Genomic DNA, 19,990 nt, shown 5'->3' on the forward strand with positions numbered 1-19,990 from the left:
ACCACGAGGCGCAAACCCTTGGGTTTGCCTGGAACGGGTGGGCTTGGGTTTGCCCGGAACGGGTGGGTTGTCAGTTCAGCCGGCGACGACACCGAATTCATTGGCCAACTCCGCGATTCGTTCCGCACGCTTGAGCCGGGGCAGGTCGCTGCCGTCACGGACGACGCGGCCACGAGCTTCGAAGTCGGAGAGAAAGCCGGTGGCCCAGGCCGCGTCTTCGGGGCTCGGGCTGATGACGGTGTTGATCACGCCTGTGTGGGCCGGGTTCAGGCACAGCTTGCCGGTGAGTCCGAATGACACGCTGGTGGCGGTCTTTTCGCGGAGGACGGTGTGGTCGTCGGTGACGGCGGGCCCGTCGATCGGTCCGGTCAGGCCGGCCACGCGGCTGGCGACCACCAGGCGCGAGCGCGGGTAGGCCATCACCAGATCGTCTGCGTCGGTCGCGGTGTCACGCCGGTAGTCTCCGCTGCCGAAGGCCAGTCGCAGGACCCCGCGTCGGCGAGCGATGTCGACGGCGTTCTCGATCCCCATCGCCGACTCGATGAGCGGGATGACTGGAACGCGCCCGCCGAGTCGGTCATAGGTCTCGTCGACCTGGTCGGGGTATTCGGTCTTCGCCAGCATGACCCCGGCCAGTCCCGATGTCCCGCGGAGATGATCGACGTCCTCTGACCAGTACGGTGTGGTCCGGTCGTTGATGCGCACCCACGCGCCGGCGCCGCGTAGCCACTCGGCGACGCTCCCACGCGCGCTGCTCTTCGCGCCCGAATCCACCGCGTCTTCGATGTCGAGGATGATCTGGTCGGCCTGCGACTGCGCGGCGGCCATATAGGCCGGGCGCACAGACGCATTCACCAGCAGCCACGAGCGAGCGATGGTTGCTTCGATGTGCGGGCGAGACGGCAGCTCATGCGGTGACATGAGGTCAGTGTGATCTCGGCGGTGAGTCGCGTCACCGTTGCGTTCATTACGTTCACCGCCAACGAAAAAGTGGGCCGTCCCCCGACCGGGTCGACCCACTTCTTCGTCACATTGCTAGAACGAGGCTTCGTCCAACTCCATGACGTCGTTGTCGATCTTCTCGACGATGCCCCGCGTGGCGGTGAGCTCGGGCAGCACATTCTTCGCGAAGAAGCTGGCCACGGCGACCTTGCCGTTGTAGAACGCGGTGTCTGCTTCGGCCGGACCGGCGTCGAGGGCGGTCAGAGCCACCTCGGCCTGGCGCAGCAGGAGCCAACCGATCATCAGATCGCCGACGCCCATCAGGAAGCGCACGCTGCCGAGGCCCACCTTGTACAGCTCGCTCGGCTGTTCCTGGGCGCCCATGAGGAAGCCGGTCAGGGTCGCCGCCATGCCCTGGACGTCGTCGAGTGCGGTCTTGAGCAGCGCACGTTCGGTCTTGAGCCGGCCATTGCCCGCCTCGGACTCGATGAACGTGCTGATCTGACCGGCGACGTGTGCGAGTGCCTGACCCTTGTCGCGGATGATTTTGCGGAAGAAGAAGTCCTGAGCCTGGATCGCGGTGGTGCCCTCGTACAGCGAGTCGATCTTGGCGTCGCGGATGTACTGCTCGATGGGGTAGTCCTGCAGGAAGCCGGAGCCGCCGAGGGTCTGGAGCGAACCGATCAGCTGCTCGGATGCGCGCTCGGAACCGACGCCCTTGACGATGGGGAGCAATAGATCGTTGACGCGGAAGGCCATTTCCTTGTCGGCCCCCGACACCAGCTGCGCCGCAGCGAGATCCTGGTGCGATGCGGTGTACAGGTACACCGCACGCAGACCCTCGGAGTACGCCTTCTGCATCATCAGCGAGCGGCGTACGTCGGGGTGATGGGTGATCGAGACGCGAGGCGCTGCCTTGTCGGTCATCTGGGTCATGTCGGCACCCTGGATGCGCTCCTTCGCGTACTCGAGGGCGTTCAGGTAGCCGGTCGACAAGGTCGCGATGGCCTTGGTGCCCACCATCATCCGGGCGTGCTCGATGACGTCGAACATCTGCGCGATGCCGTCGTGGACCTCGCCGACGAGCCAGCCCTGGGCCGGGGTGCCGTGCTGGCCGAAGGTCAGCTCACAGGTGGCCGAGACCTTGAGGCCCATCTTGTGTTCGACGTTGGTGACGTAGACGCCGTTGCGCTCGCCGAGTTCACCGGTCTCGTGATCGAAGTGGAACTTGGGGACGAAGAACAGCGACAGTCCCTTGGTGCCGGGGCGCGCGCCCTCGGGGCGGGCCAGCACCAGGTGGATGATGTTCTCGGTCATGTCCTGGTCGGCGGAGGTGATGAAGCGCTTCACACCGTCGATGTGCCAGGTGCCGTCGTCCTGCTTGATGGCCTTGGTGCGGGCGGCGCCGACATCGGATCCGGCGTCGGGCTCGGTGAGGACCATGGTGGCGCCCCAGCCGCGCTCGGCGCTGATGGTGGCCCACTTCTTCTGCTCATCGGTGCCGTTGTTGTAGAAGATGTTGGAAAAGCCTGCACCTGCTGCGTACATGAACGCGGCGGGATTGGCGCCGAGCAGCAGTTCGCCGATTGCCCAGTAGAGCGACCGGGGGGCGGGCAGGCCACCGAGCTCTTCATCGATGCCCAGCTTGTCCCAGCCGCCGTCGACCATGGTCTTGTACGACTTCTTGAAGGACTCGGGGACCGTGACGCTGTGGTCCTCGGGGTTGAACACCGGGGGATTGCGGTCGGCGTCAGCGAAGGATTCGGCCAAGGGGCCCTCTGCGAGGTTCTTCACCTCGCGCAGCATGTCGATGGCGGTCTCTTTGTCGAGATCGCCGAAGTCACCGCTGGCCAGCACCTCTTCGAGCTGGAAGAGCTCGAACAGGTTGAAGTGGAGGTCGCGGAGATTGCTCTTGTAATGCCCCATTGCAGAATCCTTTGCAATCGTTGAACTGCTGTCTGAGTCGGGTGGCGAGTCGAGCGCGGTCAGACGCTCGGGCGCTATGTTACTCGCCAGTAACAACTCAAATATACATCCGGATATTCCGGGGCACAAACGCAATGTCGATAACTAAAGATGACGTGCACCACATGAAAGACTTCTCATGATGGTAGGTCACCGCCGGTTGCTCACCGCGAAAGCACAGGCCCCGACCGCCAGCACCACCACGGCGGCCACGACGGTGCCCAGGCTCAGGCTGAAACCGAGCGCCAGGCATCCGATGAATCCGAGGGCCGGCACGATGCGGGCCGCCGCGACACCGCGACGCGACTGTCCACGCCCGGCCAGCGACCACGCGCTGGCGTTGGCGACGGCGTAATAGATCAGCACGGAGAATGCGGAGAACCCGATCGCCCCGCGGACGTCCAGGGTGGCCACGAGCACGGCGACGATGACACCGACCACGACCTCGGCGTGCCGCGGTACCGCGTATCGCGGATGGACCGTGGCCAGCGCGGCGGGAAGATACCTGTCGCGGGCCATCGCCAGGGTTGTCCGGGACACCCCGAGGATGAGGGTCAACAGCGCTCCGAGCGCGGCCACCGCCGCGCCGATCCGCACCACGGGCGCAAGCCCGTCGTGGCCGGACAGCTCGACCACGTCGACGAGCGGTGCTGACGACTCGCTCAGCGCGGCATGCCCGACAACCAGCAACGCGGTGATCCCCACCAGTGCGTACAGCGTCACGACGATGGCGAACGCGATGGTGATGGCGCGTGAGATCTTGCGCTCGGGATCGCGGACCTCTTCGCCCAGGGTTGCGATGCGGGCGTACCCGGCGAACGCGAAGAACCACAGGGCGGCGCCGCCGAGGACACCGGTGACGCTCGAGCCGCCGAGGTCCAGGCGGTCGGCCGCGACGGCAGAGGACGTGAGTCCGGTGACCACCACGACCAGCAGAACGGTCACCACCACGGCGACGATGAGCCGAAGTGCCCAGGCGGATTTGGTGATCCCGAAACAGTTCAGTGCGGTGAAAGCGACGACCGCGGCGACCGCGACGGCGTGCGCCTGATCGGGCCAGAGGTAGTAGCCGGCCGTGAGCGCCATGGCGGCGCAGGACGCGGTCTTGCCGACCACAAAGCTCCAGCCGGCGAGGTGCCCCCAAAATGGACCGAGCTCTTCACGGCCGTAGACGTAGGTGCCACCCGCGGCCGGGTATACGGTGGCGAGCCGTGCGGACGAGCGTGCGTTGCAGTAGGCGACGGCGGCCGCGAGCGCGAGTGCCAGGAGCACCCCGGGGCCGGCTGTCGCGGCGACCGGCGCGAGCGTCACGAAGATGCCTGCACCGAGCATCGCGCCCAGGCCGGTGAGGACTGCATCGGTGACCCCGAGGCGGCGGCGCAGGGTCGGTTGTGAGGCAGCGTTTGTCACTGGTCGCCTGTCGGGTTCATGCGTTCATCGTTCCTACACGGACGCTGACGGACAAATGAACTTCTGGGGTCCGGGCGTCGGTCGGGCACGATGGAGGCCATGAGTGACATGGTCGACGACGCAACGGACAAACTGTCTCCGGATGGGCGATCTCCGGATGGGCCGCTGGTCCGCTGGATGGCGGCCGAGGGCGGCGACCGGGACCTCGCGCCCGCCGACCTCATCGAGATCGGCCACGGGCTCCGCAAGTTCATGCTGCCGTTCCAGTTCGCGATCAACGAGATCGTCACCAAGATCGAGATCCTGCGCGACGAGTTCGCCTACCTGAACGACTACAACCCGATCGAGCACATCAGTTCTCGAGTCAAGAGCCCGGAAAGTCTGCTCGCGAAGGCGAACCGGCGAGGCATACCGGTCGATCCGGCGTCCCTGCAGGATCAGCTCGACGACATCGCCGGTGTCCGGGTGACCTGCAGCTTCATCACCGACGCCTATCGGCTGACCGAGCTGCTGTGTGCTCAGCCCGATGTGCTGACCCTGCAGACCAAGGACTACATCGCCAACCCGAAGCCCAACGGCTATCGCGGGCTGCACACGATCGTCGAGACCCCGGTGAACCTGAGCACCGGCCAGATCCCGGTGAAGGTCGAACTGCAGGTCCGCACCATCGCGATGGACTTCTGGGCCAGTCTGGAACACAAGATCTACTACAAGTACGACCGGACCGTGCCCACCCACCTGCTCGATGAGTTGACGGTCGCGGCCGACACCGCGAACACCCTCGATGAGCGGATGCAGGCCATCCGCAACGAGATCCACGGCTCGCGACGCTGAGATCGTCCGATACAGAGTGTGCGGAGGGCATTACGCCCTTCGAGCCCCCTGAATCGGACGATCTCAGGGCGAAGAGACAAATCAGGTCAGGCGAGAGCCTTTTTCAGGTAGGCGATGTCGTCGGCGAGACCTTCTTCAGGGGTCTCGAGGATCACCGGCGCACCGGCGGCCTTGATCACGGCAACCAGAACCTCGGGATCGATGAGTCCCTTTTCGAGGTTGTCGTGCCGGTCGCGTCCCGAGTCGAACTCGTCGCGCGAGTTGTTCAGGTGGACCAGATCGATGCGGCCGGTGATGGCCTTGACCCGCTCGGCGATGTCGACGAGATCTTCACCGCCGGCCCACGCGTGGCAGGTGTCGAGACAGAACCCGGCGTTCTCGAATTCGCCGACCGCATCCCACAGCCGGGCGATGTTGTCGAGGCTGCGGGCCATGGCGTGATCGCCACCGGCGGTGTTCTCGATCAGGATCGGCACGGGGAAGCCGCCCTTCTCGTTGGCGCGCTCGAAGAGCTTGCGCCAGTTCTCGTATCCGTCCTTGGCGTCTTCGTCGTCGCGGAGGTGACCGCCATGGACGACGAGGCCGAACGCGCCGAGTTCTTTGGCGGCGAGAGCCTGGTTGATGACGGCCTGCCGGGAAGGCATCCGCAGCCTGTTGTTGAGGCTTGCGACGTTGATCCGGTACGAACTGTGGACGACCACGTCGATCGGGGAATCGCGGATCTCCGCGGCTTTGGGATGAGGTTTCGGCTTGCCCCACTCCTGTGGATCTGTGACGAACATCTGCAACAACTCGGCGCCGAGTTCCTCGGCCCTGCCGATCGGATCACTGTCTTGTCGTACGTGGGCACCAATGCGCATGTCACCAGCTTAGGACGTACTCACCCGGCCATTTGCCACACGGTGTTGTCAATTACCCTCACGGCGGCTCATTTATCGGGGTTCCTCAGGTAAATCTTGCCCGGTGAGCGCACAGTGGAGGCGTAACTGTCCCGGGGAGAAGGTGGTCTTAATGGAACGCTTGAGTGGGCTCGACGCATCGTTTCTCTACTTGGAGACGCGATCGCAGTTGATGCACATCGTAGGTCTGATCGAGCTCGACCCGACCACCGTCGAAGGCGGTTATTCGTTCGAGAAGATGCGAGACGAACTCTCGCGACGGATCGGGGCGCTGCCCACCTTTCGGCGCAAGGTGCGCGACTCGATCGTCAATCTCGATCATCCGGTCTGGGTGGAGGACCGGAAGTTCGACATCGAACGCCACGTGCATCGGGTCGCAGTGCCTGCGCCCGGTGGCCAGCACGAACTGGCCGAATTCTGCGCGCACATCGCGGGGGTGCCGCTCGACCGCAGCAAGCCGCTGTGGGAGATGTGGGTGATCGAAGGGCTCGCCGACGGCAAGATCGCGGTCTTGCTCCGCATGCACCATGCCGGGGTGGACGGCGTGACGGCATCGGATCTGCTCGCCCAGCTGTGCACACTCACACCTGAGCCACCCGAGCTCGACAAGGAGGTCCTGTCGCATACGGCCGGCGATGCGTCTTTCGCCGGACTCGCTCTCGATGGTGCCTGGCAGGTGGCCCGCCGGCCCCTCAGTTTCGTCCGGCTGTTGCCGAAGACCGCTCAGCTCCCGTTCGACTGGGTCTCCAGAGCGCTGCGCAATGAGGCGATGCCTGCGCCGTTCCGCGCACCCCGGACCTCGTTCAACAAATCGATCACCGCGCACCGCAGCATCGCGTACACGCAGGTCTCGTTGTCCGATCTCAAGCGCATCAAAGATCACTTCGACGTGAAGCTCAACGACGTGGTGCTCAGTGTGTGCTCGGGCGCGCTGCGAGATTATCTCGACAACAACGACGAACTGCCCGATCAGCCGCTCGTCGCGATGGTCCCGGTGTCGGTGCACGGCGACAACGACGACGACCTCGTCACGCAGGGCACGAACAAGGTGACCGGCATGTTCACCAATCTGCCCGTCGAGATCGCTGACCCGGTCGAGCGGATCAAGACCATCGGTTCGCAGGTCCGCACCGCGAAGGAGCATCACGGGTCCATGGACTCGAACCTGCTCCGTGGCTGGGCCCAGTTCGTACCGCCCGCGACCCTGGGCATGGCGATGAAGCTGTATTCGTCGCAAGAACTGGCCGAACGGCATCCGGTCATCTACAACCTGGTGATCTCGAACGTGCCGGGTCCGGACTTCCCGCTGTATTACCTGGGCGCCAAGATCGAGGCGATGTATCCGCTGGGGCCGGTCTTCCACGGGGCAGGCATGAACATCACCGTGTTCTCCCAGAACGGTTTGCTCAACATCGGCGTCATCGCATGCAAGGAACTGGTACCCGACCCGTGGCCGATCATGAGGGCGTTCGAGGCGGAGGTGAAGTCGCTGTTAGAGGCGTGCGATCCCTGATCTGTTCGCCTCGACCTGTCTGGTGGTGTGCCGGGCGGCGTCGAGGAACTTCGGGATGAACTGATCTGCCTCGAGGACGCAGCATGCGTGGCCACCATCGACCTCGTAGGTGGTCACGCCCGGGATGGTGTCGGTCAGGATGCGCTGTCTCCACAGCGGGATGACGCGGTCTTTGAGCGAGACCAGTACAGCGGTGGGGATGTCGATCTCGGCGAGCCAGGGCTGGGAGTCGAAGTGGCTCATGCCATCTCCGAGTGTTCCGAGACGTGAGACCGGCGTCGACAGGAATTGCCGCATCGCCCAGACGGTGTCGGGCACGGAGGTGTCGTCGAGTTTGGCGGCATTCGGTTGAATGTGCGGCGGGTGGATCAGTTTCATGACGCGGCCGATGTTCGACATGTTGGCCTGCCGTGTCGGGTCGTTGCTGCCGAAAAACGGTCCGGTGGAACACAAGATCATCGCGTCGACGCGGTCGGGGTGGCGTCGCCAAGCGAGCTGGGAGATGCCGCCGCCCATGGAGAAGCCTGCGGCGGTGAAGCTGTCGATGCCCAGCACGTCGGCGAGCGCGACGACGTCGTCGGCGCAGTCTTCGAGATCGAACGGGGCGTTGCGGATCCCGCGGCCGTGCCATCGCTGATCGAGGGTGATCACCCGGAACTCTTTGTTGAGAGCGGGGATCAATGGGTACCAGCACAACAGCCCGTTGGTCAGGACCGAGTGCAACAGGAAAATGGCCGGCTTGTCTCTGGGGCCCGAGTCGGTGACGTATGTCGATCCGCGTCCGGGCAGATGGACCATGTGGCCGCGGGGCAGGTCGCGGACCGGGTACGGCTCGATGAGGCGGTCGACCCGGCGCAGAACCTGATCGCGGGCCGTGGTGAGGACACTGTGCACCGAACCGAGGCTACTGATCACGCCGAATGTGCGCTCAGCGCATCCTCGCCGGAGTAAAATCAGGGGTTCGTCCGGTATTCCAGACGAACCTAGGAGTCATCATGCATTCAGGAACTGCACTGCACCTACGGAGAAGTCTCGTATGGCCCGCCGGCTGGTTGGCCTTCCTCACCACCTTGGCCGGAGCGGCCGCCACCGCGATGACGATCATCACCCTCGCAAGCGAACATTTTGTGGAGGCAGCTGTCGCGGGTGGCTGCGCGATCGGCTTGTTCGCGATCGCTGTCACGTCGTTCAAGTCGATGTCGCACATCGCGGATGCCCACACCCGCGAGGTCGAGGCCAGGCGCGACCACGCGGTCTACCGGGCGCGCTATCCGCTCTAGCCTCGACGCCGGGTCACTGGTCCGGCAGTGGGACGTTCTGGAGGCGTAGCTGCCCGCGAGCGAGTTCTTTGCCGCGCGACTCGTCGGTGATGGTGACGAGCCACAACTGCTGTGTGCGCCCTTGCTGAATCGGCTCGGCGAGTACCCGGGCCCGGGTGCCCCCTGTGCTCGACCGCAGGAAGTCGGTGCTGTTGTGCAGTCCCACCGCGAACTGGCCGCGGTCCAGGACTGCGGCGCTGGCGCCGATGCTGCCTGCGGATTCGACGATGGTGGTGTAGACGCCGCCATGGACAACGCCCCAGGGTGTCAGGTGATCTGCGCCGAGGTCGACGTACCCGGACACCCGGGTTCCGGATTGTTCCTCGATGACGAATCCGGTGACCTGAAGGAAGGCGCTCATGTCTGTCAGTGCGATGCTCGGTGTGTCAGCCATCATCTGACTTTAGGTACTAGAAGTCAGGCCTGCAAGTGGCTGTCCTCTAACGCCGTAGGGCGGCGGAGGCATCGAACTCCTCGGCCCGCCGACCGGACTGCCACAGGTGCCATCGCTGCCAGCGGCGCACCGACCCCTTCTGGAGGCGGTCATCGATCGCGGGTGAGAGTCGACGGGCGACCTCGCCGACCGCAATCAGGGGTGCGCGCAGCAGCAGAAGCACCACACCCGGCCAGGGCGAGGGCAATTCGTATCGCCGGCGGTTCCACGGCAGCATGAACAACTGGGTATAGCCGGCCTGCACGGTGAGGTGGTAGCGGGCGCGTGCCCGTGCGCGGCTGCTCATCGCTGGTTGCGGCGCGAACGCAGGTACGAAGGACTCGACGAGTTCGGCACCCAACGGACCCGAATCGTGTGCCCGGGTGGCGTCGAACAGGTACAGCAACCGGATGCCGTCGGCGGTGGTCCGTGGATAGATGTCGTCGACACGAACCCCGACAAGGTGTCCGAGATATCGGTTGAAATGCAGCAGGGCCTCGATCTCGCGGGGCGAGGTGAGGTAGCCGATGCTGTAGAGCCCGAGTCCCGGGCCCACGCTGCCGCCGAGCAGCGTCAGCATCATCTCCGCCTGGCTGATGGGCAAACCCCAACGTGCGCTGTCCCATTCGTCATGTCGAGCTACGCGGGCGCGCACGGACACGTGCATCACGCGGACCTTGAGTGAGATGTCCCGGGCAGGTGAGCCCGGGGTCAGTATCGCTCCGGGCTTGCAGACCTCGAGCCACCAACGGCTCGTTTCGAGGTATCTGTTCAACGCGCTGGCCCCGGCATAGCCGCCGGCCAGGGATAGCGGAACAGCCAGTGACCCCTCGGTATACGTGTCCATCGTGCCGGCGTTGCCAACCGACCCCAGTGCGTAGCCCCATCGCCGCCAACATGCTGCGCCCTGCTCGACCAGATCCGGGTCGACCCATTCCGGGATCGCCTCGAACTCGTCGAACAGTGCCCGCATCTCGGGCGGGGCGTTGTCGATGGTGTCGATCCCGTTGTGCAGCGCGGAGTCGAGGAGTTCACGCGCCGCGGCCGCACCCATCGGGCCGTGGTAGGTCGCCGCGACGAAGCGTTCGGCGACCGGGTCGCCCTCGCTCAGCAATTCGCCGTACCGGGCGACGACGGAATCGTCGGGCAGGAGGTCGAAACCGGTGAGCCGTTTGATCTGTCGACGGATGCGGGCATGTGGACCGCTGTCGAGGGCGCCGATCCGGTAGCAGCTGGGCGCCTGGGACGGTGTGCCCGTCATCGGTGACGGTCCACCAGGTACAGGTGTTCGGTGACGTGGGCACTTCGCCCCCGCAGGTTGCGGCTACCGCGGAAGGTGTTGTGGCGCTGCGTGAACTCGCTGACCGTACCTACCGCGCCGAGCATGTCCCGCATTTGCGCCGGTGGGATGAAACCCTCGTCGTTGAAGGAGATCAGCAGATAACGCGCGTCGAGATCGTTGATCAGCCGCCGCAGCAACGGTGCGGCACTGGACCGTACGTTGTAGCCCGAGCGGTTCCAGTCCTTGGGTATGCCCGAGATGGCGCTCATCGACGTGGGTTCCCGATTCTCGGCAATCAGGTTGAGCATGAAGTAGTTGGAGCCGTATGGGTGCTGGTTGTACGGCGGATCGAGGTATGCGACGTCCACTGGGCCGACAACGTCCGGGAGCGTCGCGGCGTCGGTCTGGAGTACCTGCCGCTCGCAGTGATGACTGCTCAGTACAGGTGCGGAGAGGACGATGGCGCCGGTGATTCGCCCTAGCGCGTCGGCGCCGCTGCCGCCGAATCGGCCGAGGCCGGTGGCGCGATCCTTGTAGAACCCCTTGAACACCCCCGAGGTGTTCGCGTGTACCGAGGCCTCGGACAGCAGTGGCCCGAGCAGCAGCGTCCGCAGTGGCTCCGGCTCGGCATGGATCAGTTCCACGTAGGCGTCGAGTCTGCGGGCGTTCTCGCAGGTGTAGAACACCCGCTCGCCCGGCTCGATGCAGGCATCATCGGCCGGTGCGTAGTGTTCGGAGATGAATCCTCTTGCCACATATCCGGATTCGACGATGCGGTTGATCGCGGCCACCTTGGCCGCCAGTGCCGCGTGGTCGACCTCGTCGGCGTTCGTGAGGAAGCATTCGCTGATCACCCGGGCGTAACTCTCGAGGTCGTTGGTGATCACGCGGTGCGAACGCGCTTTGGCGAGTCTGGATACGACCCCGCTGCCGGAGAAGGCATCGAGGAAGACCAGCGGCCGTTCGAGCTGCTGTTGAACATGGACGAGGGCGTCGTCGATCAATCCCAGTAGCTGACGCTTGTTGCCGATGTAGGTGATCAGCTGGCTGCCGCGATAGACGCGTTCGTCACTGCGGGTCATGGCCTCGGGCACAGATGTGACCCTATAGTTCATCTTCACCAGGCCGCCTCCAGGTCAATCATCCAGACACAGCTCGGTTTCGATCGAGATCGGCACCCCCGTCGCGATCAACAGGCGGCAGGGTGCCTCGGAATCCCGGTAGAGGTTGAGCCACTGATGCCCGCGGCTCCCGTCGGCGTACACGGCTTCGAGCGTGCGGTTCAGCCGTGCCTCGGCCTCGTTGTTGATGATGTATCGCTGGTCGCCGTATCGCAGGTACTTGTTGGGCACGGGCGCCTCCAGAGGTCGTATGGACTGCTTCCTATCAGTGTGACTCAGACCACTGCGCACGTTTGTGGCTTTCATCCGACGTGATGGTCGGTCGAACGCATAAGTTGTGAACGGGAATACTGGACGAACACAGCGCGAACAGTGGGTGACCGATGGGTACGGGGGTGGCATGAGCACGCAGGAGGCCGATCGCCCCGCTGTGTCGACACCCGTGGTCAGCGCAGGTTGGCGCCAGCGGCCGTGGCGCAGCCGGCTCACCGACCTGACTCTCTGGCGCTGGGTCGCGATCTCGGTGTGGTTGGGCGTGGTGATCTGGCATCTCGCGGTCCTCGGCCTCGCCTTCGACCGCACCCGACTGCTGCTTCTGCTGTGCACCGGATTGGCTGCTGCATGTATCGGCAAGCGGAACGTGTTGACCGTTGTCGTCGACTGGCTGCCGTTCGCAGCGATCCTGTTGCTCTACGACTTCACCCGCAATATCGCGCAGTGGATGGACATGCCGACCCAGTGGGCGCTGGCGATCGACTTCGATCAGGCGCTGTTCGGGGTGAACCCGACCGCGTGGTTGCAGAGTCAGCTCAAACAGGAGCAGCCGCCCTGGTGGGAGGTGATCACCAGCGTCGTCTACATGTCGTACTTCATCGTTCCGTATGCGGCGGCCGCGGTGCTGTGGCTTCGGAACCGGCACGTCTGGCGTCGTTATGCGGCCGGGTTCCTGCTCCTGACATTCTTGGCTCTGGTCGGATACACCCTGGTCCCGGCAGCGCCGCCCTGGGCGGCAGCGCAGTGCAACGCCGTGGAGGTGCAGGACCATCCGCGCCATCCGTCATGCATGGACCGTGCGCCGTACGAGGGTGGCGGGATGCTGGGCGAGGTGAATCCTCGTCACGACGGCGCGGAGCCGTACGTGCAGCGTATTTCGGCGCGCGGGTGGGAGGTCCTCGACATCCACGCCGCGTCGAGCCTGCTGAAGCTGGGTCAGGCGAAGGCGAATCTGGTCGCCGCCATCCCGTCCCTACATGCCGGGTTGACGATGTTCCTGGCGTTGTTCATGTGGCCCCGGGTGCGCGCTCTGGGTAAAACCCTGTTCATGGGCTACGCGCTCGCCATGGCGTTCACTCTGGTCTATACAGCCGAACACTATGTGTTCGACATCGTGTTGGGCTGGGGTCTGGCTGCGTTGGTGATCGTCGTCGTGAATGTGGTGGACCGCCGCATGCTGGCCCGCCGAATCCGACCTCATGCACCGGAGACGGTGTCCCTCTGACCGAGCTCGTCAGCAGGGACGGGTCAGCCGCCCTGGCTACGTTGGCTCTCCGGGTCTCGTCGAGGGGGCAGATCGCTGGTTTCGGTGTCGACGCCGGCAGCGGCCGCCGAACGGTTCTTGGTGCCCAATCGCCAGCCACCGACCGACGGTTCGGCCTCACCGAAGTGGTCGGCGTCGACCGAGCTGTAGAGCGCAACCAGCACCGCGCCGACGACCGCACCGATGAAGCCGATGACGGCCAGCCAGGCGAGTCCGGGTTTTGCGCTGTCGTCGAGGAATACGACGCCGATGATTCCGGGGCCTGCGGTTTCTCCGACGACCAACACTGCAGTGATGCCGTTGACCTGGCCCAGTTGCAGGGCGACCGTTTGGACATAGAAACCGACGGCGCCGGCGATCGCGATGGTCCAGGCGGCCGGGTCGGTGAGCAGGGTGCCGATGTCGAACGGGTCGACACCACGCAGGATCCGGACCGCGATGGCGATCACTCCGAAGAGCAGGCCGGCCGCTGCGCCTCCGACGATGGCGCCACGCTTGCCGAGTTTGTACACCGCCAACAGTGCCAGGGTCGCCAGCACGCAGGTGGCGCCGAGTAGACCCCAGTGGAAGCTGATCTGTTCGCCGCCGCCGCGCAGGTGTGATGACGACATCCCCAGTGCGCACAGCGAGAAGACGACTGTGCACATCGCGACCCAGTCGCGTCCGTGCAGGCGGATGCCGAGTACCGCGGTGCCGATGAGGGCGGTGACGATCAGGTTCGCCGAGACGATGGTCTGGGACAGGAACAGGGGTAGGAAGCGGGCGGCGACAGCACCGGCACCGAAACCGATCACGACCAGGGAGGTGCCGATGATGAAGTCGGGGGTTTTGAAGGTATCGATGGTGGACGACACGGATGGGCCGCCGGCAGCCGTGAGTTGGCCGTCTTTGTGAGCGTTGCGGGCCTCGACAGCAGCTTTACGCGCGCCGAGGGCACGCAGGACCGTCGACACGCCATAGGCGACTGCCGCCGCGCTGGCGAACAAGACCCCGATCAGAAACACCCGGACACCTCCGTCGCCGTCTTTCGACGGCCAGCACACCCCGCGCCCGTCCGAGGGGCGGTCATTAAGCTACCATGCTGCAGGTGTTAGCCATTCTTCTGCTCGGTGGTGGGGCCTGATGTCAACTCGTTCGGGCAAGAACGTGCTCATCACATTCGGCAGATCATTTTTGACCCTCGAACTCGCACGCCTGATGAATGCCGGTGGACACAATGTGTTCATCGCGGATTCGATGCGGTTTCCGATCTCACGGTTCTCCAATTCGGTGCAGAAGGTTTTTCGGGTGCCGCGGCCGAAGTTCGAGCCACGTGAATATGTCGACGAAATAGCAAGATTGGTCCACGCCGAATCGATCGATCTGGTGATTCCGATCCATGAAGAGACCGACATTCTGGCGATGGCGCAGGACCAGTTCCCGCCTGAATGCGAGCTGCTGCTCTCTGATTTCTTGACCGAGAACCGCCTGCACAACAAGTTCGAGTATCAGGTGTTGCTCGACGGTCTGGGTATTCCGACGCTGAAGTACGCCCAAGTGCGTTCGGAAGAAGAGTTGACCGCGCTTGATTTCGATCGGCCTTTTGCGCTCAAGCAAGTTTATTCACGGGGTTCGCAAGAGGTGTACAAAGTCAACCCGGGTGAGGTGCCTGAGGGCCTCGCGTTCGACCCGCTTAATCCCTGGCTGGCGCAGGAGTGGCTCAAAGGCGAGAAGTACTGCACGTATTCGGTATGCCACCGCGGCAAGATCTATGCTCATACCGTTTATCCGGTGCGATACGCGATCAATGGGCAGTCGTGTCTGACCTTCGAGCCGATTATCCATCCCGGTATTGATGAATGGGTGGCGCAGCGCGTGAAAGAAATCGATTTCACCGGCCAGATAGGTTTCGATTTCATCGAGCATCCTGATCGCGGCCTGTACACCATCGAATGCAATCCGCGATCGACCAGCGGAATCTTGATGTTCGAACCACACAACCGCGTCGATCGCGCGTTCTTCGGTGACAACGACGAGGTGATCCGGCCGGATCCGGACGCGCGGAAGATGCTCGGCCCCGGGATGTTGCTCTACGGCTGGCGCAAATCGGCGCTGGAAGGTAACACCTTGCGGGGCTTTGCCCGAGACTACCGGCGCACCGATGAGGTCATCAGCCAACGCGACGACATCGGTCCGCTCGCCGGCATCCCGCTGGCCATGGGAAACATTCTGCTGAACTCGATGCGCTACAAAGTCGGGCTCGCCGAGGGTTTCATGCACGATCACGAGTGGGACGGCCAGCAGATCTGAGGGTGGCTGGATACTCGCCTGCCCACGCTGCCAGCGCGAGCACGCCTTTCCGTGCCCCGACTGGGTTCGCCGGATGGTGTTGCCGCCCAGCCTATCTGGGGGGCAACACCGTGCGTTTTTCGCACTATGGCGCACTGGGACTCGGCGGCGGTTCGCACACCGTCCCGCTCGCGAAACTTGGCGCCGCTCGCTCCGTAACGCGAGCGGGACCAAGATCTGTGAGCGAGAGAGTGCTTCTTGACTGTCGACACCCAACTTCACGCGGTGTTCAGCGGGTCAGGCCCGGTTCTCGATACAGAAAGCGACGATTCGCTCGATGCTGTCGCCGGGCCCGGTGAAGAGGCCGCCATGACCTGCTCCATCGATCTGCGCGAAGGCTGAATGCGGTATCAGTGCCGCTGTCTCTCGTGACGAGGTGGGCGGGAAGAACAGATCGTGCTCGAAAGCCAGTACCAGAGTGGGGATGTCGATGTGCGCGAGATGCTCGGGCAGAGGTTCGCCGGCGCTGATCCAGGCGTAGGAGGCCGTGAGCTGACCCTTGAAGCCGTCGGGACTCGCCCAGCCGCCGTCGGACGCGCTCAAGAGGTCGCGCCAGCCGGCGACGGTGGCGGGGTCCTGGAGCAGGGTGGTGTGCAGGGTTGTCATCAATTGCTCGAAAACCAGTACGGCCTGCGGGATCTCGCCGATCTGCTCGATCAATCCGATTTCCATCTCGCCGACCAGGGCTCCGATGGGTGACGGTTGTAGACCGGCGAAAAGTACTGTGGCCTTGATCAAGTCGGGTCGGGTGCGCAGCATGGACTGGGTGACGTAGCAGCCCATCGAGTAGCCGATCACGATCGCCTCGGTGATGCCGAGATGGTCGAGCAGCGCCTCGGCGTCGCCGGCCATGTCGGCGATAGAATAAGGCGCAGGCGGGGCCGAGGACGGAGACAAACCCCTTGCGTTGTAGGAGATCACAGAGAAACCCGCGTCGACCAGAGAAGTGGTCAGTCCGCACAGCTCCCAGACCAGTGCCGGCATCCCGAGTCCGCCGTTGAGCAGGACAGCAGGTCCTGCGCCGACTCGACTGACGCCCAGCGTGATTCCGCTCGCGAGCTCTACGTTCTCCATCGCCCCTCGGTGTCTAGACCAGACCGGTTCTGTTGGTGAAATCGATTTGTGCTGCTGCATTGCTGACAGCGGTGACCATACCGGTCCCGTAGGGCCCCTTGCGGTCGTATAGCGTCGCTGTTCCCACGGAGATACCGTCCGCCGTGAGGTGGGTGTCGGCCTCGATCCCGAGCTGCGGGCCTTCTGGGAGGCGGGAGAGCGCCATCGTCAGGTCGCAGTTGATGTAGCCGATGCCTTCGGTGCCGAGATTGGTGACCAGGCTTGTCGACTCCGCGGACTGGACCGCATGGATGAACGGCGACGCGGGCTCATCCGGTACCACCGCCATGGCGGTGCTCCACGCACGCTTACGGGCGACGTTCTGGTGGTTGCCGATGCCCCGAGTCCAGTCGGTGTCGTCGGTCTGCATCCAGGGGTGGCGCGACCGGGAACCCTCGGCGGCTGCTTCCTCCGGCGGCGTAAACGTCGTTGACGGATGCCATTCGCTCCCTGGAGGTGGCCCTGACCTACGGAGGAATACGCTGGTCGCGCGTGCAACGATGACGTCTTCTTGCATGACCTCGACATCGGCGACCCTGATGCGCCGGCCGGAACGGACCATGCGGGTGTGCAGCGTCATCGGCTGGTTCTTCGCGGCCTTGAACAGGTCGAACGTCAACCGCGCCGGGACGAAGTCGGGGTCCGCGAACTCTTGCTCGAGAGCGCGCGCCGCCGCGGAACACACGGCCGGTCCGTTGAGCGAATCCGAACTCCAGGCGCTCATCGACCACTTGGTGGGAAGCAGCGCATCGTCGCCCGGCCGGATGATGAAGAAGCTGAGTGGTTCGGACACCAATCGATAGTGTCAGAGGCTCGCCGACATCGCCGGATCGGGTGTGATCACCGCGCCAGAGGGATGCCGTCGGGACATTCGGGTGATGAACAGCAAGGTTGCCGCGGCAGCGACCGCGCCGAACCCGAACATCCACGGGTAGGTCACGGCCGGCAGGTACTCGTTCAGGTAGGCCAGGGTCGCGGGAACGGCGAACCCGAGATAGGTCAAGGCGTAGTAAACCGCGGTGAGGCCGGCTAGGTCCCCTGGTCCCGCGATCCGCTGCACCTCTGACAGGCCCGCCACCAGCGCGATCCCGTACCCCGCGCCCAGAACCACCGCCGCGAGCAACACCGCCCAGATCGTCAACAGCGCAGAAGCCAGTGCGGCTGCGGCCATCCCGAGGATCAGCAACGCCAGTGCCACTTGGCTGGCTCGTGCAGAACCCGGTCGGTCGATTCGCCGTGCCACCGTTTGGATGGCGAAACCACAACTGAGCGTGACGACGGATATCAGCGCCGCGAACGCCATCGGCGCGGCTTCGACTTCTGGCGCGATCAGCGACGGGAGAATCGCCTGACACCCGATGGCCGCCCCGAACACCCAGGGCGCCAACGGTACGACCACCAGCAGAAACCTCGCGTGTCCTGCCGACGGGATCTTCAGGTCAGCGAACAGCCCGGCACGCGCCTTCGGCTTCGTCTCCGGCACATTCCACACCCACACCGCACCGACCAGGCAGATCGCCGCATTGAGTACGTATGAGAACGCATGCGGCCAGGGGCCCCACTCCGCGAGTACACCCGCTGTGCCTGCGCCGATGCCAAAGCCTGCTGTGAGGCTCATGGCGGCGCGCTTCGCACCGCTGCCCACCCTGTCGCGAGAAAACGGCGGACTGGACAACTCCTTGAGCCAACTGGTGCCCACTGCCATCGCGAGCCCGATGGCGATGCCGCAGAGGATCCGCCCGATGGCCAGCAGCGCAACGTCATCGGTGGCAACCGCCAGCACCATTGATCCGGCCGCAGCGATGAACGCGGCCGGACGCATGAGCGGACGGCGGCCATAGCGGTCCGACAGCGGACCGCCGATCAACAGTGCCGGGATCATGCCGAGTACATAGGCGAACAGCAGAACGTCGACCGTCGGGCCGGACATGTCGTACTCGTGCTTGTAGAACACCAGCAGTGGAGTGAACTCGTTGCCACCCCAGGCGATCGCGAACATCGCCGCGCAGACGCCGTACCAGTTGCGTCTCATGTCCTCGCTCTTCACGATGGTGGCCTCCGCAGGTCGTGGACCGCGGTCAGGTGTGCGGACAGTGTCTCAGCGAAGGCGTCGACGTCACCGGCTTCGATCAGGTCGGTCAATTCGGTGTGGTGTTTGATGATCCGCTGCATCTGCGCGCGGTCACGCTGCACGGAGGCGCTCGTCATCCTGAGCTGGCGATCGCGAAGGGTGTCGTAGAACGCCGCCAGCAGGGGATTGCCTGCGGCCTGGACGAAGATGCGGTGAAAAGTAGCGTCTTCCCTGGTGAACGCATCGACGTCACCGGATTCGGCGTGGGTGACGTGCCGTTCGATGCCGGCCCGCAGCTCACGTACGACGGCGGAGCGGTCGGTGCCGGCCAAGATGCGGACAGCTCCCGTCTCCACGATGAACCGTGCGCCGATCACGTGTTCTGCCTCATCAGGTGGCACCGGGACGATCAGCGCCCCACGTTTTGGGTACAGCTTCATCCAGCCCTCGGCTTCGAGGCGCAGAAAGGCCTCGCGTACCGGGGTGCGCGACATCTCCAGTGAGGTGGCGACCTCGCCTTCGCTGATCAGCTCACCACCGGCCAGAGACCCGGACAGGATCCGGTCCTTGACCCGGCGGTAGGCGCGCTCGGCGGCAGACAAAGCGATAGACACAACTTGTATCTAAGCACAGTGGACCGACGTGCAGAATTCGCGCCACCTGCACGCGTACGCGACAGGTGCAACTGGCGCGTATGCGCGCACGTGGCGCGAACTTGGGGAAAGTAGCGCTCAGCGCCCGGTGGGTTCGGGGGATTGCTGCAGGTGGCGGGCGGCAGCATCGCGGAAGACGACCGATTTGCGGTGCTGTCCGGCGGCTGCGAGGACGTCGGCGGTCCGGTTGCACAGGTCTGCGGCCTCGTCGTGGCGGCCCAAGCCATCGAGGGTGGCGATCATGTGCTCGGTGACGTCGAGGGTGTCGGGGTCTGTCGGGCCATGGGTGAAGGTGTACTTGGCGAGTAGATCGCGGCACATCGGTTCGCAGTCGGCCCATAATTTCAGCCGCACCTGACAGCGGATCACGTCGTGCAGATTGGACAGGCACATGAGCGAGTAAGGGCCTTCGCGGCGGCATCGGATCTCGCGAAGAACCGAGAACTCGGCAAGCGCGTGGGTGTACTCGCCGGCTGCGAACAGCTCGGTCGCCTCGCGCTGCATCTCGTCGAGCACGTCACCATCATCGCGTACCGGCGCGCTGCGCTGTGGTGATTCACCGAAATCTGC

At 64.4% G+C, this 19,990-nt stretch carries 20 protein-coding genes; 5 read left to right on the forward strand and 15 right to left on the reverse strand.

The genetic code is table 11. The features are described 5' to 3' along the window. Nucleotides 1-75 precede the first annotated feature (75 nt). The 3 genes from DFR67_RS27655 to DFR67_RS27665 all read right to left on the reverse strand — a co-directional run bounded on the left by DFR67_RS27655 (nucleotide 76) and on the right by DFR67_RS27665 (nucleotide 4,317). Nucleotides 76-921, reverse strand: coding sequence for an HpcH/HpaI aldolase/citrate lyase family protein (locus DFR67_RS27655; protein ID WP_110472671.1), 846 nt, complete (start codon nucleotides 919-921; stop codon nucleotides 76-78). 114 nt (nucleotides 922-1,035) lie between these two features. Beyond that, the gene (locus tag DFR67_RS27660) at nucleotides 1,036-2,868 is read right to left on the reverse strand and encodes an acyl-CoA dehydrogenase (RefSeq protein WP_110472672.1); all 1,833 of its coding nucleotides are present in this window, start codon (nucleotides 2,866-2,868) and stop codon (nucleotides 1,036-1,038) included. Nucleotides 2,869-3,057: 189 nt separating this feature from the next. Continuing rightward, nucleotides 3,058-4,317 (reverse strand): APC family permease, encoded by a 1,260-nt coding sequence (locus DFR67_RS27665; RefSeq protein WP_110472673.1) that lies wholly within the window; start codon nucleotides 4,315-4,317, stop codon nucleotides 3,058-3,060. Between the two features lie 99 nt (nucleotides 4,318-4,416). Between DFR67_RS27665 and DFR67_RS27670 the strand changes: the two genes are divergently transcribed. Next, nucleotides 4,417-5,151, forward strand: coding sequence for a GTP pyrophosphokinase (locus DFR67_RS27670; RefSeq protein WP_211325178.1), 735 nt, complete (start codon nucleotides 4,417-4,419; stop codon nucleotides 5,149-5,151). 86 nt (nucleotides 5,152-5,237) lie between these two features. Here DFR67_RS27670 and DFR67_RS27675 read toward each other — a convergent pair whose 3' ends face one another. Continuing rightward, a complete protein-coding gene (locus tag DFR67_RS27675) occupies nucleotides 5,238-6,011 on the reverse strand; it encodes a deoxyribonuclease IV (RefSeq protein ID WP_110472674.1) in 774 nt (257 codons plus the stop codon). Nucleotides 6,012-6,162: 151 nt separating this feature from the next. Between DFR67_RS27675 and DFR67_RS27680 the strand changes: the two genes are divergently transcribed. Further along, the gene (locus DFR67_RS27680; protein WP_110472675.1) at nucleotides 6,163-7,563 is read left to right on the forward strand and encodes a WS/DGAT/MGAT family O-acyltransferase; all 1,401 of its coding nucleotides are present in this window, start codon (nucleotides 6,163-6,165) and stop codon (nucleotides 7,561-7,563) included. Here the strand turns inward: DFR67_RS27680 and DFR67_RS27685 are convergent. After that, nucleotides 7,543-8,361 carry an alpha/beta fold hydrolase gene (locus DFR67_RS27685; protein ID WP_110472712.1) on the reverse strand — a complete coding sequence of 273 codons (819 nt, stop codon included), beginning with the start codon at nucleotides 8,359-8,361 and terminating at the stop codon, nucleotides 7,543-7,545. The two genes, DFR67_RS27680 and DFR67_RS27685, sit on opposite strands and share 21 nt — an antisense overlap. 197 nt (nucleotides 8,362-8,558) lie before the next feature. Between DFR67_RS27685 and DFR67_RS27690 the strand changes: the two genes are divergently transcribed. Further along, on the forward strand, nucleotides 8,559-8,843 hold the full coding sequence (locus DFR67_RS27690; protein WP_110472676.1) for a hypothetical protein: 285 nt from the start codon (nucleotides 8,559-8,561) through the stop codon (nucleotides 8,841-8,843). Between the two features lie 13 nt (nucleotides 8,844-8,856). Here DFR67_RS27690 and DFR67_RS27695 read toward each other — a convergent pair whose 3' ends face one another. From DFR67_RS27695 to DFR67_RS27710, 4 genes are read right to left on the reverse strand one after another with little or no spacing between them, the layout of a single operon-like run. Continuing rightward, nucleotides 8,857-9,276, reverse strand: a complete 420-nt coding sequence (locus DFR67_RS27695) for a PaaI family thioesterase (RefSeq protein WP_110472713.1) — start codon at nucleotides 9,274-9,276, stop codon at nucleotides 8,857-8,859. A 46-nt stretch (nucleotides 9,277-9,322) separates the two neighbouring features. Further along, nucleotides 9,323-10,576, reverse strand: coding sequence for an oxygenase MpaB family protein (locus DFR67_RS27700; RefSeq protein WP_110472677.1), 1,254 nt, complete (start codon nucleotides 10,574-10,576; stop codon nucleotides 9,323-9,325). Next, on the reverse strand, nucleotides 10,573-11,712 hold the full coding sequence (locus tag DFR67_RS27705; protein ID WP_245938213.1) for a DNA adenine methylase: 1,140 nt from the start codon (nucleotides 11,710-11,712) through the stop codon (nucleotides 10,573-10,575). The genes DFR67_RS27700 and DFR67_RS27705 overlap by 4 nt, the downstream gene beginning before the upstream one ends. A 21-nt stretch (nucleotides 11,713-11,733) precedes the next feature. Continuing rightward, the gene (locus DFR67_RS27710; RefSeq protein WP_023960130.1) at nucleotides 11,734-11,949 is read right to left on the reverse strand and encodes a hypothetical protein; all 216 of its coding nucleotides are present in this window, start codon (nucleotides 11,947-11,949) and stop codon (nucleotides 11,734-11,736) included. Between the two features lie 169 nt (nucleotides 11,950-12,118). Between DFR67_RS27710 and DFR67_RS27715 the strand changes: the two genes are divergently transcribed. Beyond that, nucleotides 12,119-13,216, forward strand: coding sequence for a phosphatase PAP2 family protein (locus DFR67_RS27715; RefSeq protein ID WP_110472678.1), 1,098 nt, complete (start codon nucleotides 12,119-12,121; stop codon nucleotides 13,214-13,216). 23 nt (nucleotides 13,217-13,239) lie between these two features. On the opposite strand, the gene DFR67_RS27720 is transcribed toward DFR67_RS27715, so the two are convergent. Then, nucleotides 13,240-14,259 carry an EamA/RhaT family transporter gene (locus DFR67_RS27720; RefSeq protein ID WP_245938209.1) on the reverse strand — a complete coding sequence of 340 codons (1,020 nt, stop codon included), beginning with the start codon at nucleotides 14,257-14,259 and terminating at the stop codon, nucleotides 13,240-13,242. 118 nt (nucleotides 14,260-14,377) lie between these two features. Here DFR67_RS27720 and DFR67_RS27725 point away from each other — a divergent pair, with 118 nt between their 5' ends. Next, the gene (locus tag DFR67_RS27725; RefSeq protein WP_110472679.1) at nucleotides 14,378-15,544 is read left to right on the forward strand and encodes an ATP-grasp domain-containing protein; all 1,167 of its coding nucleotides are present in this window, start codon (nucleotides 14,378-14,380) and stop codon (nucleotides 15,542-15,544) included. 276 nt (nucleotides 15,545-15,820) lie between these two features. On the opposite strand, the gene DFR67_RS27730 is transcribed toward DFR67_RS27725, so the two are convergent. From DFR67_RS27730 to DFR67_RS27750, 5 genes are all read right to left on the reverse strand, one after another. Next, nucleotides 15,821-16,657 carry an alpha/beta fold hydrolase gene (locus DFR67_RS27730; RefSeq protein ID WP_110472680.1) on the reverse strand — a complete coding sequence of 279 codons (837 nt, stop codon included), beginning with the start codon at nucleotides 16,655-16,657 and terminating at the stop codon, nucleotides 15,821-15,823. 13 nt (nucleotides 16,658-16,670) lie between these two features. Further along, complete coding sequence (locus DFR67_RS27735) at nucleotides 16,671-17,489, reverse strand: acyl-CoA thioesterase domain-containing protein (RefSeq protein ID WP_245938210.1); 819 nt, start codon at nucleotides 17,487-17,489, stop codon at nucleotides 16,671-16,673. A gap of 12 nt (nucleotides 17,490-17,501) precedes the next feature. Then, nucleotides 17,502-18,728: an MFS transporter gene (locus DFR67_RS27740; protein ID WP_110472716.1), complete on the reverse strand. Its 1,227-nt coding sequence runs from the start codon at nucleotides 18,726-18,728 to the stop codon at nucleotides 17,502-17,504. 11 nt (nucleotides 18,729-18,739) lie between these two features. Continuing rightward, on the reverse strand, nucleotides 18,740-19,375 hold the full coding sequence (locus DFR67_RS27745) for a GntR family transcriptional regulator (protein WP_110472717.1): 636 nt from the start codon (nucleotides 19,373-19,375) through the stop codon (nucleotides 18,740-18,742). A 123-nt stretch (nucleotides 19,376-19,498) separates the two neighbouring features. Next, complete coding sequence (locus tag DFR67_RS27750) at nucleotides 19,499-19,936, reverse strand: hypothetical protein (RefSeq protein WP_110472681.1); 438 nt, start codon at nucleotides 19,934-19,936, stop codon at nucleotides 19,499-19,501. Nucleotides 19,937-19,990: the final 54 nt, after the last annotated feature.

The organism is Williamsia limnetica (genome assembly GCF_003217475.1).
In the GTDB taxonomy this organism is placed as follows: domain Bacteria; phylum Actinomycetota; class Actinomycetes; order Mycobacteriales; family Mycobacteriaceae; genus Williamsia; species Williamsia limnetica.

Bases quoted from the DNA above. Each gene is read 5' to 3' on its own strand.
- DFR67_RS27655 (WP_110472671.1), bottom strand. From the start codon at position 921: ATGTCACCGCATGAGCTGCCGTCTCGCCCGCACATCGAAGCAACCATC.
- DFR67_RS27660 (WP_110472672.1), bottom strand. From the start codon at position 2,868: ATGGGGCATTACAAGAGCAATCTCCGCGACCTCCACTTCAACCTGTTC.
- DFR67_RS27670 (WP_211325178.1), top strand. From the start codon at position 4,417: ATGAGTGACATGGTCGACGACGCAACGGACAAACTGTCTCCGGATGGG.
- DFR67_RS27675 (WP_110472674.1), bottom strand. From the start codon at position 6,011: ATGCGCATTGGTGCCCACGTACGACAAGACAGTGATCCGATCGGCAGG.
- DFR67_RS27680 (WP_110472675.1), top strand. From the start codon at position 6,163: ATGGAACGCTTGAGTGGGCTCGACGCATCGTTTCTCTACTTGGAGACG.
- DFR67_RS27685 (WP_110472712.1), bottom strand. From the start codon at position 8,361: ATGGTCCATCTGCCCGGACGCGGATCGACATACGTCACCGACTCGGGC.
- DFR67_RS27690 (WP_110472676.1), top strand. From the start codon at position 8,559: ATGCATTCAGGAACTGCACTGCACCTACGGAGAAGTCTCGTATGGCCC.
- DFR67_RS27695 (WP_110472713.1), bottom strand. From the start codon at position 9,276: ATGGCTGACACACCGAGCATCGCACTGACAGACATGAGCGCCTTCCTT.
- DFR67_RS27700 (WP_110472677.1), bottom strand. From the start codon at position 10,576: ATGACGGGCACACCGTCCCAGGCGCCCAGCTGCTACCGGATCGGCGCC.
- DFR67_RS27705 (WP_245938213.1), bottom strand. From the start codon at position 11,712: ATGAACTATAGGGTCACATCTGTGCCCGAGGCCATGACCCGCAGTGAC.
- DFR67_RS27715 (WP_110472678.1), top strand. From the start codon at position 12,119: ATGAGCACGCAGGAGGCCGATCGCCCCGCTGTGTCGACACCCGTGGTC.
- DFR67_RS27725 (WP_110472679.1), top strand. From the start codon at position 14,378: ATGTCAACTCGTTCGGGCAAGAACGTGCTCATCACATTCGGCAGATCA.
- DFR67_RS27730 (WP_110472680.1), bottom strand. From the start codon at position 16,657: ATGGAGAACGTAGAGCTCGCGAGCGGAATCACGCTGGGCGTCAGTCGA.
- DFR67_RS27740 (WP_110472716.1), bottom strand. From the start codon at position 18,728: ATGAGACGCAACTGGTACGGCGTCTGCGCGGCGATGTTCGCGATCGCC.